Raw genomic sequence first — 14,499 nt, 5'->3', positions numbered from 1 at the left:
TTCTGGTGCGGAGGAGGAAGAGGAGAGCATCAAGCCGGAAAGCTACCCATGGGGTAGCCTCCCAGCGAGCCCTGTCTTCAAGTCGTCACGCCGGATCCGCCGCGAGGGGACACCCGGCGGCCCGGCGAGCGCTCCCAACGGACGCTATGCGCCCAGCACCTGCCGCAGCACGGATTGGAAGTAGTTCGTGCTGCCGACGTGGCCCGCGTGCAGCTTGGCGGACTGGTGGAGGCGCTGGGCCACGGCCTCGAACTCCGCATGGCTGACGTCGCGCAGGGACAGGTACAGGCGGGCGGCGGCGCGCAGGTAGGAGAAGAGCGGGTTCTTGTGGTGGCCGTCGGGCCGGCGCGCCAGGTGCCGGTAGAGCTGGGAGAACTCCTGGTCGACCTCGGCGTGGCGGGTGTCGCGGCAGAAGCCGGCGGCGGTGGCCTCGAGGAGGAAGAAGAAAGGCTCGTACTCGGGGAAGGGAGGCCGGGTGAAGTCAGGGGGCTGCTTGTCGCCGGTCCACAGCGCGGAGATGGGCTGCAGGCGCACGTGGGCGGTGACGTCACCGAAGCGCACGGGCACCTCGTCGCCCACGGGCTTCACCTGGCCCTGCTCGTCCCGTTCCACGGGGATGAACAGGCGCATGGGGTCCTCCACCTTCACGCCCGCCTTCTCCAGCTCCGCCACCACGTTCGCGTCCATTGCGTTGATGAACCTCCGGGACACCCATCTACCGCGTCGCGCCCGGATGTGCACCCGGGTCCATTCCGTATTCCCACCCCACCCCGCGGGGCCACGTACCGGGAGTGCCGTTGACAGCGCGGAGGCGAAGGCCTCGAATGACACACAGTCCTCCCAGAGGTGACACATGTCACAACGCATCCCCTCGATATTCATGCTGTGTTTGGCGGTGGGTAGTCTTTTCACGGGATGCGGCGGAGGCAGCCTGGAAGCGGTGAGCACCTCCGAGTGCTCCACGGGCATGAAGTGGACGGGCGGCGACAGCGGCAACGCCCTCATGCATCCCGGTGGCAACTGCATCCAATGCCATACAGACCGGGGCGAGGGGCCGAAGTTCGTGGTGGCGGGGACCGTCCAGGCCACCGCGCACGAGGCGGACGACTGCGCGGGCCTCGAGGGCGCCCAGGTCGTCATCACCGACGCCAGACAGAAGGCCTACACACTGACAGCCAATGCCTCCGGCAACTTCTTCCTCAAGGCCGAGGACGCGAAGGACTTCGCGCTCCCCTACACCGCCCGCGTCACCCACGGCGGCACCCAGTGGGCCATGAACAGCGCGCAGGGCACCGGGGCCTGCGGCTCCTGCCACACCGTGGCCGGCGCCAATGGCGCCCCTGGGCGCATCAGCCCTCCGTAACGGCGCCGCCCACCAGCGCGGACAAAAGAAAAAGGGCGCCGGACCGGAGTCCGACGCCCTTCAGATTCTTCTTACTGGTGTGCCCAAGGGCGGAATCGAACCACCGACACGGGGATTTTCAGTCCCCTGCTCTACCGACTGAGCTACTTGGGCGAACCGCGCACCGCGAGCGGCAGCGCCGATTTACGGTCACTGGCCCGCGACGTCAACCCCTTTTCCGCCAACCCTCTTCCTCGCCCGACACTCAGGCCGCCAGCCGGGGCGCTTCGCCGTCCCAGGCCGTGCAGCCCGCCGTCAGCCGCTGGCGCAGCTTCTGGCGCAGCCCCTGCTCGATCTGCCGGATGCGCACCGCCGTCACCCCGAAGCGCTTCGCCAGGAACTCCGCGCTCACCCCGTCCTCCACCAGCATCCGCTCCTTCACCAGCGCCCGCTCCCTCGCGTCCAGCTCCGGCCAGGCCGCCGCCACGCTCTGGTGCAGCTTCTCCGCCCAGGCGCCCCGGTCCGCCTGCTCCTCCGCCGAGTCCTCGTCCGACTCCAGCATGTCCAGCCGCGTCACGTCCCCCTCCAGGCCCAGGGGCGCGTTCAGGGACACGTCCTTCGCCAGCGCGTCCGTCCCCCGCACCACGTCCTCCTCCTTCTTGCCCAGCGCCTCGGCCAGCCGCTTCGTCACCTCCGGGTGCCCCTCGCCCCAGCGGGCCTCCAGCCGCGCTCGCTCGCGGCGGAGCTGGAAGACGATCCACGGCGCGCGGCCCCCCGCCACACTCCAGGTGCGGGACACGTACGCCCGGATGCGCGCGCGGATCCACTGTTGCGCGTAGGCGCCGAACGGCACTCCCCGCTCCTCGAACCGGCGCGCCGCCTCCACCAGGCCGACGTTGCCCTCCGCCATCAGCTCCTCCAACGACAGGCCCGTCCAGCGGTACTTCCAGGCCAGCCGGCGGACCAGCTCCAGGTGCCCCCGCACCCGCATCTCCACTTCCGCCGAGTCCACCTCGGTCTCCACACCCTCCACCGTGGACTCGAGCTCCTCGTAGATGGCTTCCATGACGCGTACCTCCCCAAGCAGTCCCCCGCGCACCCATCGCGCGGTGACGGACGTAGAAATAAGCGGAGGCGACACTTAAGAAAATTAGCTAGTTTGGATGAAAACCTTCGGTTATTCCTAAGTCATGGCGTGGCTCAACTACCACCATCTCCTGTATTTCTGGACGGTTGCGCGGGCGGGCAGCATCGCCAAGGCGAGTGAAGAGCTGCACCTCGCCCAGCCCACCATCAGCGCTCAAATCAAGCTCCTCGAGGAGTCCCTGGGCCACCAGCTCTTCGAGCGCAAGGGCCGCAAGCTCGTCCTGTCCGACGTGGGCCGCACCGTCATGCGGTACGCGGACGAAATCTTCCGCCTGGGCAACGAGCTGAAGAACGTCGTCTCCGGTCTGCCCACCGGCCAGCAGCTGCGCCTCAACGTGGGCGTGCTCGACGTCATCCCCAAGCTCGTCGCCGAGCAGCTGCTCAAGCCCGCGCTGGATGCCGGACCTTCGCTGCGCATCATCTGCCGCGAGAGCCCCCTGCCCCAATTGCTCGCACAGCTGGCGCTGCATGAGCTGGACGTGGTGCTCGCGGACGCGCCTGGCTCCGAGCCCGTCAGCGTCCGGTCCTTCAACCACCTGCTGGGCAAGTGCGGCGTGACGTTCTTCGCCGCCCAACCGCTCGCGCACCTGCGCAAGGACTTCCCGCGCTCGCTCGACGGCGCGCCCATGCTGCTGCCGTCGGAGGAGTCGTCGGTGCGCCGCTCGCTGGACCTGTGGTTCGAGCGGCTCGGCATCCGGCCCCTCATCGCCGGTGACTTCGATGACAGCGCGCTGCTCCAGGCCTTCGGACAGAAGGGGCACGGCATCTTCGCCATGCCCTCCATCATCGATGCCGAGGTGCAGCGGCAGTTCAACGTCACCGCCATCGGGCACACCGACGAAATCGAGCAGTGCTTCTACGCCATCACCGTGGAGCGCCGCCTGCGCCACCCCGCCGTCGTCGCCATCGCCGAGGCCGCGCGCTCGCACATCTTCGGCGGGTGAGCCTGCGTCACCCGGCCGCCCGGAACACCTCCGCGCCCGCCACCACCGTGGCCAGCACGCGCGCGTCCACCAGCGCCGCCGCGGGCCCCTCCAGCGGATCCTCCGACAGCGCGACGAAGTCCGCGTCCAGGCCGGGCTTCAGCCTTCCGCGCCGCGCCTCCTCGAAGGACGCCCACGCGGGCCCCACCGTGAAGCCCTCCAGCGCCTCCGCCGCGCTCAGGCGCTCCTCCGGATACCAGCCACCCTCCGGCCAGCCCTTCGCGTCCTGCCGCGTGCGCGCCGCGTAGAGCCCCGCGAGCACGTCCGGGTTCTCGATGGGGAAGTCACTGCCCAATGCCAGGTGCGCGCCCGCGTCCTTCAACGTACGCCAGGCGTAGGCGCCCCGGAGCCGCTCGCGCCCCAGCCGCGTCTGTGCCCAGGGCATGTCGCTGGTGGCGTGCGTGGGCTGCACGCTGGCCACCAGGCCCGCCGCGCCCAACCTCCGGATGTCCTCCAGCCGAAGAATCTGCGCGTGCTCCACGCGGTGACGCAGGGCCTGCGTTCCCGTCCGCTCCGCGCCTCGCAGGAGGACGTCCACGACCAATGTATTGGCACGGTCTCCAATGGCGTGGATGCACACCTGGAAGCCCCGCGCCATGAAGGCCCGAGCCCGCGCTTCGAGTTCCTCGGGAGAGAGGAGCAACAGGCCGCGCTGGCCGGGCTCGTCGCTGTAGTCGTCGTGCAGCGCCGCGCCCCGGCTCCCCAGCGCTCCATCCGCCAGGAACTTCACCGAGCGCATGGACAGGTGACGCCCCTGCCACGGCCCCTGCTCCAGATAGGCGTGACGCTGCTCCCCCTGCCCCGCCGCCATCGCATACACGCGCAGGGGCAAGGTCCCCGCGGCGTCCCACGCCTGCAACGTGCGGAAGGCCTGCAGGTCCATGCCCGCGTCGTGCACGCCCGTGAGCCCGACCTGTGCGCACCGCTCCATGGCGGCTCGCAACCGGGTTTCCAGTTGCTCGCGCGTGGGCGCGGGAATGGCGGCTTCCACCACGTCCATCGCGTTGTCCACGAGGACGCCGGTGGGCTCGCCGTTCGCGCCCTTGAGGATGCGGCCTCCTGGCGGATCCGGCGTGTCCCGCGTGATGCCCGCGCGGCGCAGCGCCTCGCCGCTCACCCAGGCCGCGTGATGATCCACTCGCATGAGGAACACCGGCGTCGTAGGGAAGCGCGCATCCAGGTCCTCGCGGCCGGGGAACGTGGCGCCGGGCCACTCGTTCTGGTCCCACCCCTTACCGAGCAACCAGTCCCCCTGGAAGCTCGACGCGGGCGCCTTCGCCAGGCGCTGGAGGACGTCCTCCACCGAGGGCGCCTTCTCCAGGCGCACCGTGGTCAGGCTCTTCCCCAGACCGTGCAGGTGCGCGTGCGCGTCCACCAGGCCGGGCACCACCGTGGCGCGGCCCAGGTCCACTTCGCGCGCTCCAGGCCCCGCGGCGGCGCGCGCTTCCGCGAGCGTCCCCACCGCGAGCAACCTTCCGTCACGCACCGCCAATGCTTCCGCGCGCGGACGCTCCGCATCGAGCGTCCACACACGCTCCGCCCTGTAGACCGTGGTCTCCGCCGTCATGGCGCGGAAGACTACCCGCCACCCTCGGGGATGCCACCGTCCACGTCTGGCGCATTGACGGGACCCGCGGGGCCCGCCGGTTCGTTGGGCACGTTCTGGATTTCTTCGCGGACCGTGTCTGGTCCCTGGATGGGCATCTGGTCCTCCGTCCCCGGGGGCTGGGTGGTCCTGCAGGCCACCGCTGCAGCGGTCAGGCCCAGAGCAGCGATGAGCAGCACGGCACGGCGCATGAAACCTCCTGGAAGAAGAGCGAGAGATTGAACCTAAGGAGGTGCGTCCTCCTCCAGCAACGCGCATCCCCTTCAACGTCCAGGATTGGATGCACAAGCTGGGCGCCGGGCCCTCCCTGCCCGCCTGCCCTCCGGGCCCCCGGCTTCTCGAGCCGGTCATCCGAAGGTCCGATGCACATCGTTGTCCGAGTGCGTGTGCGCGAGGGGCGCGCATTCGGGGGGCGGACATGCGGGACCACGTCGACAGGATGAGCTGGCGCCGTCACGTCCTCTGGGGCTGGCTCCTGGCGTTCCTCTTCGTGGGCTTCGCCGCTCCGGCGGCTCCCGCATCACCGTCCTTCGTCGCGCGGTGCGAGTTGGAGGGCGTGGTGGATACCGGCTCGGGCGCGTACCTCGCGGACTGCGTGAAGCGCGCGGAGGACGGGGGAGCCTCGGCGCTGCTCGTGCGGTTGGATACGCCGGGCGGTTCGTTGGAAGCCACCCGCGCCGTGGTGCGCGCGTTCCTGGGCTCACGCGTTCCCGTGCTCGTGTGGGTGGGGCCTTCCGGTTCACGTGCCGGCAGCGCGGGCGTGTTCATCGCGCTCGCATCGAACGTGAGCGCCATGGCGCCGGGGACGAACATCGGCGCGGCGCACCCCGTGGGTCTTGGGGGCGAGGACGTGGAGCAGGTGGGTGGCGAGGAGCTCGCCCGGAAGGTGGAGAACGACACGGTCGCCTTCGCGGAGGGCATCGCCCGGCAGCGGGGCCGCAATCCGGAGTGGGCCGCGGCCGCCGTGCGCGACAGCGCCAGCGTTCCCGCGGACCGCGCCGTGGAGCTTCGCGTGGTGGAGCTCGTCGCTCCCACCGAGGCCGCGTTCCTCTCCGCCGTCGATGGCCGCCGCGTGGAGGTGGCGGGCGGTGACACCGTGACGCTCGCCACCCGCGAGGCCCACGTGGTGTCGCTGGAGCCGGGGCTGTCACAGCAGGTGGTGCATGCGCTCGCGCAGCCGTCCCTCATCTACCTGCTGTTCCTCGTCGCGGTGCTGGGCCTGGTGGTGGAGCTGTCCCATCCGGGCGCGGTGGCGCCGGGGCTCATCGGCGGCGTGGCGCTGGTGCTGGCGTTGATGGCTTCCGCGACGCTGCCGGTGCGCTCGGGGGCGCTGGTGCTGATGCTGATGGGCGTGGGGCTCATCCTCGCGGAGCTGTTCGTCACCAGCGGCCTCTTGGGCGCGGCGGGCGTGGGCCTGTTGATATTGGGCGGTGTGTTCCTGGTGGACCGCTTCGAACCGGGCTGGTTCGTGGAGCCGTCCTTCCGCATGTCGTGGGGCGTGATGCTGCCCACTGCGCTCGTGTTCGCGGGGACCGCGGCCTTCGTCGCATACCGCAGCGCCCAGACGCGCAAGCTGCCGCAGCGGGGCGGCGACGCGGGGCTCGTGGGCGAGGCCGGCACGGCGCTGGCCCCCGTCACGCCTTCGGGCGGCGAGGTGTTCGTCCACGGCGAGCGCTGGCGCGCCGTCTCCTTCACTCCCATCCGCGAGGGCGCCCAGGTCGTGGTGCGTGCCGTGGAAGGGCTCACCCTCACCGTCGCGGAGCAGATGCCATGAACGAGCTGGTCGGAGCGCTGGGGTGGCTCCTCCCCCTGGCCGTGTTGTTCCTCCTTTTCGTCTCCGGTGTGCGCATCGTCACCGAGTACCAGAACGGTGTCGTGTTCCGGCTGGGGCGCTACGTGGGCCTCAAGCGCGCGGGCTTCCGCTGGCTCATCCCCTTCGTCGAGCGGATGGTCATCATCGACCTGCGCACCGTGGCGCGCGACGTGCCCCCGCAGGACGTCATCACCAAGGACAACGTCAGCGTGAAGGTCAACGCCGTCGTCTACTTCCGCGTCATCCAGGCGGACAAGGCCGTGCTCCAGGTGGAGGACTACCTCTACGCCACCAGCCAGATTGCGCAGACCACGCTGCGCGCCATCCTGGGCCAGGTGGAGCTGGACGACCTGTTGTCCCAGCGCGAGCGCATCAACCACGAATTGCAGCAGGTGCTCGACGCGCGCACCGACCCGTGGGGCGTGAAGGTCTCCAACGTGGAGGTGAAACACATCGACCTGCCGTTTGAGATGCAGCGGGCCATCGCGCGACAGGCCGAGGCCGAACGCGAGCGCCGCGCGAAGATCATCGCCGCGGAAGGCGAACACCAGGCGGCGGAGAAGCTCGCCCTGGCCGCGGACGTGCTCAGCCGCAACCCCGCCACGCTCCAACTGCGCTACCTGCAAACGCTGGTGGAGATCACCAGCGGCGGCAACCACACCATCCTGCCCATCCCCCTGGAGCTGCTGCGCGCGTTCGGCGCCGTGCCCGCGCGGCCCTTCCACCCGGAGGAGGCCCACGAAGAGGAGGACGAGGAGGCGTCCCACGGGCCGTCCTGAAACGACGAAGGTCCACCCGCGCGCGAGGCACGGATGGACCTTTCGGGTGAGACGAAGCGGCGGGATTACAGCTGGCCGCTGTCTTCGATCTTCACGGGCTGGCGCGTCGCGCCGGACTGGCTGCCCACGCCTTCAATCTTCTTCACCACGTCCATGCCCTCGACGACCTTGCCGAAGACGACGTGCTTGCCGTCGAGCCAATCCGTCTTGGCCGTGGTGAGGAAGAACTGCGAGCCGTTGCTGTTGGGGCCCGCGTTGGCCATGGAGAGGATGCCCGGGCCCGTGTGCTTGTGCTTGAAGTTCTCGTCCGCGAACTTCTCACCGTAGATGGACTCGCCGCCGTAGCCGTTGCCGAGCGTGATGTCGCCGCCCTGGCACATGAAGTTCGGGATGACGCGGTGGAAGGGCGTCCCCTTGAAGTGCAGCGCCTTGCCAGCGCGGCCAGTGCCCTTCTCACCCGTGCACAGGGCGCGGAAGTTCTCGGCGGTCTTGGGAACGTCGTCGGAGAACAGCTCCATCACGATGCGGCCGGCGGGCTGGCCACCAATCGACATGTCGAAGAAGACCTTGGCGTTTGCCATGTTCACGTGCTCCACGGTGAGGGTTGAGCCTGAAGAGGCTGCGGAATCCTGCGCGCTACCAGGCGCGCGGGCCGGGACGTACCAGACCCGCGCGTCTCGGAGGCACCCGCTAGCACCTTCGCGTGCGCTGCGGAACAAATTCAGGGCGCTGGTGGCCCGCCCGGCCGCCCGTCACGAAACAGCTCAGCGCCCTCCAGCGTGATGGCGCGGCGGCTCAAGCGCAGCGACGCCAGGGCCAGCACCGCCGTGGAACCCAACAGCCCCACGCCCAGGGAGAAGGACATCACCGGCAGCCCCTCCGGCACCGCGACGCTGCGGCGCAGCAGGTACAGGAGCGACGTCACCACGAAGGACAGCAGCGCCGCGTAGGTGAAGCCAATGGCCCGGGCGAGGATGGCGTGGCGCCGGTCCATGATGGCCACCTCCTCGCGCAGGAGCGACCGGCGCGCATGGCCCTCCGGCAGCGTGCGCCATTCCCGGACCATGTCCCGCATGCGCGCGGTGATGCGCGAAATCTGATTGTCCAGGCCGGTGGCCAGGATGCCGCACCCGGACACCATCACCGCGGGCGTCACCGCCGTACCAATGAGCTGGATGGAGGAGGGGTCCAGGCCGTCCACGCCGACGTTCATGGCCCCCTTCTGTCCCACCGCCCGCCCGGCCGCCACCTCCCGCATCCCGACACCGCCGCTGACGAATCGCCACCGATGTCTTGACACTTCAACTGTCACAACCTACTGTCAGGTTCGTGAGCACGCCCAAGACACAGACGGAGTGGAAGCTGGCCGCGCTGGCGGAGGAGGTGGGCGTCTCGCCCCGCACGGTCCGCTATTACGTCCAGCGGGGCCTGTTGCCCGCGCCGCCCTTCAAGGGGCCGGACACGGTCTACGGAGAGGAGCACCGGGTGCGGCTCAAGGCCATCCGGGTGCTCCAGGCGCGGTTCCTGCCACTGGACGCCATCCAGGCGGAGCTCTTGCGGCTGTCGCCGGAGGAGCTGCGCCGGCTGGCGGAGACGCCGGTGGGCCCGGGGACGCCGCCGGTACCGGAGGAGGTCCCCCGGATGCCCCCGAAGCGCCCGGGAAAAGACCCGACGGTGGAGGTGGCGCGTTACCAGCGCTGGCTCCTGGCGCCGGGGTTGGAATTGCACGTGTCGGAGCAGGCGGAAGCGAAGGTCCGGGCGCTGGCGGAGCGGGTGCGCGCCCTCATCGAGGAGTTCCAGGAAGGAACGCTGTCATGAACGAGCAGGCGAAGTGTGGGCTGTTCACGCGTGAGGGGGCCCAGGTGCCCCTGCAGGGAGTGGAAGTCACCGGTGAGCTGCTCGGGGGGCACGCGCGGGTGCGCGTGACGCAGCGCTACCGCAACGACGAGAAGAAGCCGGTGGAGGCCATCTACACCTTCCCCCTGCCCTCCGACGCGACGCTCAGCGCCTTCTCCATGACGTGCGCGGGCCGCCGCGTGGCCGGCGTGGTGAAGGAGCGCGAGGCCGCCTTCCGCGCCTACGACGACGCCATCACCGAAGGTCACGGCGCGGCGCTCTTGGACCAGGAGCGCGCCAACGTATTCACCGCGCAGGTGGGCAACCTGCTGCCGGGCGAGGAGACGCTGGTGGAGGTGGAGTTCCTGCAGACGCTCACCTCGGAGGAGGGCAGCGTGCGTTGGATGCTGCCCACGCTGGTGGCGCCCCGGTACATCCCCGGCGCGGTGCACGGCGACCGCACCGGTCACGGCAGCGCGGCCCCGACGACGCGGGTGCCGGACGCGGACCGCATCACCCCGCCCACGAGCCTGAACGTGGACTACGGGCTGCGCATGGACCTGCTCGTCGACGTGGGCCGTGACGTGGTGGTGGAGAGCCCGTCCCACCGCATCACCGTCACCAAGGAAGGCACCCGCATGCGGGTGAACCTGCAGCGCGATTCGTTCCTCAAGAACTTCGCGGGCAACGAGGTGGCGCTGGACCGGGACGTGGTGCTCACGATGCGCAACGCCAACCCGGACGTGATGCTCACGCCCGTGGTCACGCACCGGAAGGCGGAAGGTCCTGGCACGTTCGCGCTCACGGTGGTGCCGGACCTGCTGAACCTGGCGACGACGCCGCCCCGGCAGGAGGTGGTGTTCGTGGTGGACACGTCCGGCTCCATGTCCGGCGACAGCCTGCCCCAGGCCCAGGCCGCGCTCCGGCTGTGCCTGCGCCACCTGCGTGAAGGCGACCGCTTCAACGTCATCGCGTTCGAGAACTCGTTCCGATCCTTCTCCACGCAGACGGTGCCGTTCACCCAGCGCACGCTGGAGCAGGCGGACGCGTGGGTCGCGGGGCTGAAGGCCTACGGCGGCACGGAGCTGCTGGAGCCCATGGTCACCGCGATGAAGGCGGCGCCGGACGGCGTGGTGGTGCTGCTGACGGACGGGCAGGTGGGCAACGAGAGCGAGATCCTCGACGCGGTGCTCGCGGCGCGCGGGATGGGGCGGGTGTTCTCGTTCGGCATCGGCACCAACGTGAGCGACGCGCTGCTGCGCGACCTGGCGCGGCGCACGGATGGCGCGGTGGAGTTCATCCACCCGGGGGAGCGCATCGACGAGAAGGTGGTGGCGCAGTTCTCGCGGGCGCTCGCGCCGCGCGTCACCGACCTGGAGGTCCGCTTCGACGGCGTGGAGGCCAGCGAGCTGGCACCGGCCACGCTGCCGCCGCTGGTGGACGGCACGCCGTGGACGCTCTTCGGGCGCTATGCGCAGGCGGGCACGGGCAGCGTGACGTTGAAGGGGAAGTCGGGCCGGGAGCCCTTCTCCCTCACGGTGCGGTTGGATCTGCCCGCGCAGTCGGACCGGCCGGTGGTGGAAAAGTTGTGGGCCGCCGAGCGCATCCGGGGCTGGATGGACGCGGGGCTGGTGGGCCGGCGCGCGGAGGCGATGAAGGAGCGCATCGTGCGGCTCGCCATCGAGCACCAGCTGGCCACGCAGTACACGTCCTTCGTGGTGGTGGAGGAGCGCCAGGGTGACCGCCGCGCGTCCGGCACGCCGGAGACGCGCGTGGTGCCGGTGAACGCGCCCGCGGGCTGGAGCATGTTCAACCAGGTCGCTCGGGACGAGGACGACGAATACGTGCCGGAGGGCGGGCTCGTGGACGCGCTCCCGCCGGCACGGGCGCCGGTGATGAAGCGGATGGCCTCGAAGTCGATGCCCGCGCCCGCGGCGATGCCCGGAGGGGTCGGCCGTTCCCGGGGCGGCGCGGTGCCTCCGCCGCCTCCGAGCATGGCCGCGCCCGCGCCCGCGTCCGCGCCCGCGCCCGCGCGCAACCTGGGGCCGGAGCCCACCACCGGGTCCTCCTTCCAGGCGGAGTTCGCGGATGGCTCCGGGCCCATGGGAGGCAGGGCCGCGCCCATGGAGCAGGAGTCCGCGAAGAACGCGAAGAAGGACAAGGGCGGCCTCTTCGACCGGCTGATGTCCGCCGCGAAGCCGCGCAAGGCCGCTGACCGCACCCTGGAGTCCGCTCCGGAGCTGGAGGCCCGGCGCGAGCAGAAGGCGGAGGTGTTCTACGAGCAGGAGGAGGTCCTGCCGCTGTCCGTGGCGGAAGCGTCCATCCCCACCGAGGACGTGGGCGGCCTCCTGGGCCAGCAGCTCGCGAACGGGCTGTGGGCCGGCACGGGTGAGGGGCCGGAGCCGGTGCGTCAGGCTCGCGCCACCGCGCGGGTGCTCCTGGTGCTCCTGCGCGAGGGCATCACCAGCAGCCACCCGCTGCACGGCGCGCAGGTGAAGAAGGCCGTGGACGCGCTGCTCGCGCTGGCCTCGCAGCTGGGCCAGGCGCCGGACGTGGCGGAGCTGGCGCTGGGTGTGGCGTGGCTGGTGGCGGCGGGTCCGCGCACGCGGGGCCGCATCGAGCAGGCCGCGAAGCCCCTTCCGGGCCTGGACGGACGGCTGGGGGACATGACCGCGCTCCGCCAGCACATGGAGACGCTGGCGACGCGGTAGGCCGCCGCGTGGCGTCACCCGGGCCCCGTGCCTCCTTTCCAGGAGGACCGGGGTCCCGGGTCTCCCGCCTTTTCACCGGGGTCGACTAGGGTGGGTGCTCGCATGGTCCTCGCGCCCTTCGTCCTGGCCGTCCTCGTCGCAGCACAGCCCGGGCCTTCGCCCCGGGAAGGCACGGCACCTCCCGCCGCCACGTCTTCAGGCGCTGTCTCCGCGCCGCCGCTCGTGGCGAGCGAGGAGTCCTGCGCCGCCGAGTCCGACTACGCGTCGGGCTTCGACGCGCTGGTGCGCGGACAGGATGCCCAGGCGCTGGAGTTGTTGGAGCGCGTGATGCGGGTGTGCCCCGGGCATCCGTACGCGCCGGAGCTGACGCGGCTGGCGCGGACGCGGCTGGAGCCGGGCGCGCGGCTGGCGCAGGACACGCTGGCGCGGCCGGTGGAGGCGGAGCCAGAGGTGTTCTCGAAGGAAGGACCGTCGAAGGGGGCCCGGGCGTCGTTGACCGTCGTGCAGACGCTGCACGGCATCACCCAGGGCATCCTGCTGTGCGCCATCTCCAACTGCCAGGACGGGCGCGCGTACGTGGCGGTGTCGCTGCTGGGCGGCGGCGCGGGGGCGGCGATTTCGCTGCTCGCCACCCGGAGCGGGCTGACACAGGGCCAGGCGGCGGCCATCAACTCCGGCACGGTGTGGGGCTTCGGCTATGGCCTTGCCTCCATGAGCTCGTTCGACCTGGACGGGGACAGCGCCACGGGGGCGGTGATGGTGGGGGCGCTGGGCTTCACGGGCCTGGGCATCCTGGTGGCGGAGTTCGCGCGGCCCACGGCAGGACAGGTGTCGCTGACGAACTCCGGCGGCCTGTGGGCGGGCGTGGTGGCGGGGCTGCTGATGGCCACCCAGAGCGGCGAGACGCGCGATTTCATCGGCATCGAGCAGGGCGTGGTGGGCGCGGGCCTGCTCACCTTCGCGCTGGTGTCGCGCCACCTGGACATCTCCCGGGGCCGGGTGCTGCTCATCGACGCGGGCGGCATCCTGGGCGGCCTGATGGGGTTGAGCGCGCTGTTCCTGGTGCTGGACAACGACCATGGGGACGCCCTGCTGGTGGGGACCGCCGTGGGCGTGTTGGCCGGCCTGGGGACCGCGACGTTCCTCACGCGTGACTTCGATGCGCCCGATGACGTCCCGGCCGTCTCCGTCGTCCCGGCGGCCATGGGGCGCCATGGGGGGATGGGGCTCGCGGTGCTCGGACAGTTCTAGACTGCGGCCGCCGTCCTCCTTCGGCCTTCCCGGAGCCATCCATGCCCGTCGAGTCCCAGGCGCTGACCCTCTTGCGTGACGAGCACACGCTGCGTGTGCGGCAGGTGAAGGAGTGGGGCGAAATCCTCACCGGCTTCGAGGGCCGCAACCGCTACGAGGTGGTGGGCGACGACGGACGCCCGCTCTTCTACGCGGGCGAGGTGGGCAGCGGGCTGGGCCTGTTCCTCTTGCGCGGCTTCCTCAAGGCGAAGCGGCCCTTCACGATGGAGCTCAAGTCCTCGCGAGGGGAGACGCTCTTGCGGCTGCGCCGCCCGTGGCGCTTCTGGCTGTCCCGGCTGGAGGTGGAGGACGGCGAGGGACGGCACCTGGGCGCCATCCAGCAGCGCTTCCGCTTCTTCACCCGCGCCTATGACGTGCTCGGGCCCAACGACGAGGAGCTGGCCCACTTGAGCGGGCCGTTCTTCAGGCCCTGGACGTTCAACGTGGAGCAGCAGGGCCGCGAGGTGGGGACCATCGCGAAGAAGTGGAGCGGGTTCGGCAAGGAGATGTTCACGGACGCCGACAACTTCGGCGTCCGGTTCGACAGCCTGCACGACCCGCACGTGCGGACGCTGGTGGTGGCCGCGACGTTCCTCATCGACTTCGTGCACTTCGAGGACCGCCGCGGCGGCAACGACTGACGGCTAGGAGTGCCGACGCAGCGTTGTGGGCACGCGCGTCTGGCCCTCCTCGTCACGCGGGAGTCCGTCGAACGCCGGCTCACCGGCGGGCGTGCCGGGGCGCCAGCGCTGGACCTCGCGCACCATGAAGAACGCGGCGGCGGACAGCACGCCCAGGTCGTCCAGCCAGCCGAACACGGGGATGAAGTCCGGAATCACGTCCACGGGCGACACGAAGTACAGGACAGCCAGCAGCCCGGCCAGCTTGCGCCACGTCGCCACCTGGGGGTCGCGCACGTAGTGGAAGAAGCGGGTTCCCATTCCTCGAAGGCCTGCGATGTTCATACCCCTCCCTACGCATGGGGAACGCGGG

General features: G+C 70.6%; 15 protein-coding genes and 1 tRNA gene. 8 read left to right on the top strand and 8 right to left on the bottom strand.

Annotation, left to right across the window (positions count from 1 at the left end; translation table 11 throughout):
• Window positions 1-144: 144 nt before the first annotated feature.
• Window positions 145-687 carry a hypothetical protein gene (locus D7Y21_RS14485; protein WP_120562338.1) on the bottom strand — a complete coding sequence of 181 codons (543 nt, stop codon included), beginning with the start codon at window positions 685-687 and terminating at the stop codon, window positions 145-147.
• Between the two features lie 253 nt (window positions 688-940).
• Here D7Y21_RS14485 and D7Y21_RS14480 point away from each other — a divergent pair, with 253 nt between their 5' ends.
• A complete protein-coding gene (locus D7Y21_RS14480) occupies window positions 941-1,363 on the top strand; it encodes a hypothetical protein (RefSeq protein WP_121713820.1) in 423 nt (140 codons plus the stop codon).
• Between the two features lie 80 nt (window positions 1,364-1,443).
• Here the strand turns inward: D7Y21_RS14480 and D7Y21_RS14475 are convergent.
• Window positions 1,444-1,516, bottom strand: a tRNA-Phe gene (locus D7Y21_RS14475).
• Window positions 1,517-1,607: 91 nt separating this feature from the next.
• The gene (locus D7Y21_RS14470) at window positions 1,608-2,408 is read right to left on the bottom strand and encodes a sigma-70 family RNA polymerase sigma factor (protein WP_120562340.1); all 801 of its coding nucleotides are present in this window, start codon (window positions 2,406-2,408) and stop codon (window positions 1,608-1,610) included.
• Window positions 2,409-2,532: 124 nt separating this feature from the next.
• Between D7Y21_RS14470 and nhaR the strand changes: the two genes are divergently transcribed.
• On the top strand, window positions 2,533-3,432 hold the full coding sequence (gene nhaR, locus D7Y21_RS14465; protein WP_014393518.1) for a transcriptional activator NhaR: 900 nt from the start codon (window positions 2,533-2,535) through the stop codon (window positions 3,430-3,432).
• A gap of 7 nt (window positions 3,433-3,439) precedes the next feature.
• Here the strand turns inward: nhaR and D7Y21_RS14460 are convergent, their stop codons facing one another.
• Both D7Y21_RS14460 and D7Y21_RS14455 read right to left on the bottom strand, forming a co-directional pair.
• Window positions 3,440-5,038, bottom strand: coding sequence for an amidohydrolase (locus tag D7Y21_RS14460; RefSeq protein WP_121713819.1), 1,599 nt, complete (start codon window positions 5,036-5,038; stop codon window positions 3,440-3,442).
• An 11-nt stretch (window positions 5,039-5,049) separates the two neighbouring features.
• The gene (locus D7Y21_RS14455) at window positions 5,050-5,268 is read right to left on the bottom strand and encodes a hypothetical protein (RefSeq protein ID WP_120562342.1); all 219 of its coding nucleotides are present in this window, start codon (window positions 5,266-5,268) and stop codon (window positions 5,050-5,052) included.
• A 227-nt stretch (window positions 5,269-5,495) separates the two neighbouring features.
• Here D7Y21_RS14455 and D7Y21_RS14450 point away from each other — a divergent pair, with 227 nt between their 5' ends.
• Together D7Y21_RS14450 and D7Y21_RS14445 are read left to right on the top strand one after the other, a co-directional pair.
• Complete coding sequence (locus D7Y21_RS14450; RefSeq protein ID WP_121713817.1) at window positions 5,496-6,851, top strand: nodulation protein NfeD; 1,356 nt, start codon at window positions 5,496-5,498, stop codon at window positions 6,849-6,851.
• Window positions 6,848-7,669, top strand: coding sequence for a slipin family protein (locus D7Y21_RS14445; protein ID WP_120562344.1), 822 nt, complete (start codon window positions 6,848-6,850; stop codon window positions 7,667-7,669). Before D7Y21_RS14450 ends, D7Y21_RS14445 begins: the two co-directional genes overlap by 4 nt.
• Window positions 7,670-7,734: 65 nt before the next feature.
• Here D7Y21_RS14445 and D7Y21_RS14440 read toward each other — a convergent pair whose 3' ends face one another.
• Window positions 7,735-8,250, bottom strand: coding sequence for a peptidylprolyl isomerase (locus tag D7Y21_RS14440; protein ID WP_120562613.1), 516 nt, complete (start codon window positions 8,248-8,250; stop codon window positions 7,735-7,737).
• A gap of 140 nt (window positions 8,251-8,390) precedes the next feature.
• The gene (locus D7Y21_RS14435; RefSeq protein WP_120562345.1) at window positions 8,391-8,882 is read right to left on the bottom strand and encodes a DUF2721 domain-containing protein; all 492 of its coding nucleotides are present in this window, start codon (window positions 8,880-8,882) and stop codon (window positions 8,391-8,393) included.
• Between the two features lie 116 nt (window positions 8,883-8,998).
• Between D7Y21_RS14435 and D7Y21_RS14430 the strand changes: the two genes are divergently transcribed.
• From D7Y21_RS14430 to D7Y21_RS14415, 4 genes are all read left to right on the top strand, one after another.
• On the top strand, window positions 8,999-9,487 hold the full coding sequence (locus D7Y21_RS14430) for a MerR family transcriptional regulator (protein ID WP_121713815.1): 489 nt from the start codon (window positions 8,999-9,001) through the stop codon (window positions 9,485-9,487).
• On the top strand, window positions 9,484-12,216 hold the full coding sequence (locus D7Y21_RS14425; RefSeq protein WP_121713813.1) for a VIT domain-containing protein: 2,733 nt from the start codon (window positions 9,484-9,486) through the stop codon (window positions 12,214-12,216). The genes D7Y21_RS14430 and D7Y21_RS14425 overlap by 4 nt, the downstream gene beginning before the upstream one ends.
• A 102-nt stretch (window positions 12,217-12,318) precedes the next feature.
• Window positions 12,319-13,467: a hypothetical protein gene (locus D7Y21_RS14420; RefSeq protein ID WP_121713811.1), complete on the top strand. Its 1,149-nt coding sequence runs from the start codon at window positions 12,319-12,321 to the stop codon at window positions 13,465-13,467.
• 41 nt (window positions 13,468-13,508) lie between these two features.
• A complete protein-coding gene (locus D7Y21_RS14415; RefSeq protein WP_120562349.1) occupies window positions 13,509-14,147 on the top strand; it encodes a phospholipid scramblase-related protein in 639 nt (212 codons plus the stop codon).
• Window positions 14,148-14,150: 3 nt separating this feature from the next.
• Here the strand turns inward: D7Y21_RS14415 and D7Y21_RS14410 are convergent, their stop codons facing one another.
• A complete protein-coding gene (locus D7Y21_RS14410; protein WP_233612101.1) occupies window positions 14,151-14,447 on the bottom strand; it encodes a YkvA family protein in 297 nt (98 codons plus the stop codon).
• Window positions 14,448-14,499: the final 52 nt, after the last annotated feature.

Origin of the sequence: Corallococcus sp. AB045, assembly GCF_003668895.1 — a bacterium.
In the GTDB taxonomy this organism is placed as follows: domain Bacteria; phylum Myxococcota; class Myxococcia; order Myxococcales; family Myxococcaceae; genus Corallococcus; species Corallococcus coralloides.
This window is presented reverse-complemented; position numbering and strand designations above follow the sequence as displayed.

Coding starts and splice junctions, on each gene's coding strand:
- D7Y21_RS14485 (WP_120562338.1), bottom strand. CDS start 687: ATGGACGCGAACGTGGTGGCGGAGCTGGAGAAGGCGGGCGTGAAGGTG.
- D7Y21_RS14470 (WP_120562340.1), bottom strand. CDS start 2,408: ATGGAAGCCATCTACGAGGAGCTCGAGTCCACGGTGGAGGGTGTGGAG.
- nhaR (WP_014393518.1), top strand. CDS start 2,533: ATGGCGTGGCTCAACTACCACCATCTCCTGTATTTCTGGACGGTTGCG.
- D7Y21_RS14460 (WP_121713819.1), bottom strand. CDS start 5,038: ATGACGGCGGAGACCACGGTCTACAGGGCGGAGCGTGTGTGGACGCTC.
- D7Y21_RS14455 (WP_120562342.1), bottom strand. CDS start 5,268: ATGCGCCGTGCCGTGCTGCTCATCGCTGCTCTGGGCCTGACCGCTGCA.
- D7Y21_RS14450 (WP_121713817.1), top strand. CDS start 5,496: ATGCGGGACCACGTCGACAGGATGAGCTGGCGCCGTCACGTCCTCTGG.
- D7Y21_RS14445 (WP_120562344.1), top strand. CDS start 6,848: ATGAACGAGCTGGTCGGAGCGCTGGGGTGGCTCCTCCCCCTGGCCGTG.
- D7Y21_RS14440 (WP_120562613.1), bottom strand. CDS start 8,250: ATGGCAAACGCCAAGGTCTTCTTCGACATGTCGATTGGTGGCCAGCCC.
- D7Y21_RS14435 (WP_120562345.1), bottom strand. CDS start 8,882: ATGAACGTCGGCGTGGACGGCCTGGACCCCTCCTCCATCCAGCTCATT.
- D7Y21_RS14425 (WP_121713813.1), top strand. CDS start 9,484: ATGAACGAGCAGGCGAAGTGTGGGCTGTTCACGCGTGAGGGGGCCCAG.
- D7Y21_RS14420 (WP_121713811.1), top strand. CDS start 12,319: ATGGTCCTCGCGCCCTTCGTCCTGGCCGTCCTCGTCGCAGCACAGCCC.
- D7Y21_RS14415 (WP_120562349.1), top strand. CDS start 13,509: ATGCCCGTCGAGTCCCAGGCGCTGACCCTCTTGCGTGACGAGCACACG.
- D7Y21_RS14410 (WP_233612101.1), bottom strand. CDS start 14,447: ATGGGAACCCGCTTCTTCCACTACGTGCGCGACCCCCAGGTGGCGACG.